This is a genomic window from Amycolatopsis kentuckyensis (assembly GCF_002155975.1).
GTDB classification, from domain to species: domain Bacteria; phylum Actinomycetota; class Actinomycetes; order Mycobacteriales; family Pseudonocardiaceae; genus Amycolatopsis; species Amycolatopsis kentuckyensis.
The window spans coordinates 1-1,734 of the sequence record NZ_MUMI01000608.1; the positions used below are offsets into that span (position 1 = coordinate 1).

The 1,734-nt window shown below is 71.9% G+C and carries 1 protein-coding gene and 1 pseudogene; one reads left to right on the forward strand and one right to left on the reverse strand.

The window, feature by feature from the left end; all coding sequences use genetic code 11:
* Positions 1–26: 26 nt before the first annotated feature.
* Positions 27–152: pseudogene (locus tag CCN39_RS52335) on the forward strand (DNA-binding response regulator); the annotation flags it as partial.
* A gap of 64 nt (positions 153–216) precedes the next feature.
* On the opposite strand, the gene CCN39_RS43515 reads toward CCN39_RS52335, so the two are convergent.
* The gene (locus tag CCN39_RS43515; RefSeq protein ID WP_086852518.1) at positions 217–1,521 is read right to left on the reverse strand and encodes an ATP-binding protein; all 1,305 of its coding nucleotides are present in this window, start codon (positions 1,519–1,521) and stop codon (positions 217–219) included.
* Between the last annotated feature and the right edge of the window lie 213 nt (positions 1,522–1,734).

Below are 1,734 nucleotides of genomic sequence, written 5' to 3' on the forward strand. Positions count from 1 at the left end.
GGGCAAGGGAGCGGCGTGAGGCGGCTATGCTCGACGACGTGACGGACAACCAGCGTGAACCGGTCAAGGTGTTCCTCGTCGACGACCACGCGCTGTTCCGCGCGGGGGTCCGCACCGAGCTCGACTCGATCACCGACGAGGTCCGCGTGGTCGTCGACGAGGAACACCTTGACCGGTTCACGCTGGTTGTCCGTCACGTCGTCGAGCATAGCCGCCTCACGCCGCTCCCTTGCCCGCTTTCACCGGCATGGCGAGCTGCACCTCGGTGCCCTCGCCCGGCGCCGTCCGGACCTTGCACGTGCCGCCGTGGCGGGTCATCCGGCCGCGGACCGAGTCGGCGAGGCCGTGGCGGTCGTCCGGGACGAGGTCGGGGTCGAAGCCCTTGCCGCGGTCGCGGACGAACACCGTCACCGACGTCGGCTCGACCTCGGCGTAGACGCTGACCTCGTCGACGCCCGCGTGCTTGGCCGCGTTGACGATCGCTTCGCGCGCGGCCTGGACCAGCGCGACCAGGGACTCGTCCAGCTCGGCGTCGCCGACGACGACCTGGCCGACCGAGATCGCGAAGGTGTCCTCGACCTCGCCGCACGCCGTCGCGAGCGCTTCGGACAGCTGGCCGGTCGCTTCCTCGACGTTCTCGGCCGGCTTGCCGTAACCGTTGGGGCCGTAGAGCCAGCCGCGCAGCTCACGCTCCTGGCTGCGGGCCAGCCGCGCGACCTCGCGCGGCTGCTCGCTCTGCTTCTGGATCAGCGCGAGCGTCTGCAGCACGGAGTCGTGCAGGTGGGCGGCGATCTCGGCGCGTTCGTCGGTGCGGATGCGGGCCTTGCGCTCGTCGGAAAGGTCCCGGACGAGCCGCAGCCAGAACGGCACGGTCAGCACGGCGACCCCGATCAGCGTCGCGAGGACCGCGATCAGCGCGAACTGGACCTGGTCGAGGGTGCCGCTGCGCAGCACGACGACGGTGATGCCGGTGATCACCAGCGCGACGCCGGCGACGATCCGGATGGCGGCCGACCAGCCGCCCCCGCCGAGGAACGCACCCGCGAAGCCGTCCTTGGCGCCGACCCGCCAGCGCCGGCGCTGCGACTCGTCGGCCTCCCGCCAGACGACCGCGAGACCGATCATGGCGACGGCGAGCGGCACGGCGACCCAGCCGCTGATGAACCCGGTGAGCGTCCCGCTGGCGACGGCGAGGCCGACACCCAGCGCGATCAGGCCGAACGCCTGCTGGCGCTCCTTCGGCTTCGGCACCTCCGCGGCTTCTTCGGACTGCTGCTGGACGAACACCCAGAGGAGGCCGTAGGCGAGCAGCCCGGCGCCGTTGAGCGCGGCGAGCAACGCGAACGCCGTCCGCACCCAGAGGACCGGCACGCCGAGGTGATCGGCGAGCCCCCCGGCGACCCCGGCGATGGCCCGCCCGGACCGGCGCCGGAACATCTTGGGCGCGACCGGCTCGGTGGTCGTGATCGCCTGCTCGGCGGTGACGTGGTCGAGGGACTCCTGCACGCCGTCCATGGTCACACGCACCGAGGGGTGGTTCCATCCGGGAAACCCCTGATCCGTCGGACGGCCGCAGGCCGGGAAACCTCAGGGACCATCCCGGATGTCCCGCCGCCGTGGGTGACGCATGCTTCTCGGTATGAGTGGTGCGAGTGAGAAGCCGGGGGTCCTGAACGGCTTCGAGGAGACCGTCAAGGACTTCTGGGTGAGCCGGCCCCGGCGGCCGCACGCCGG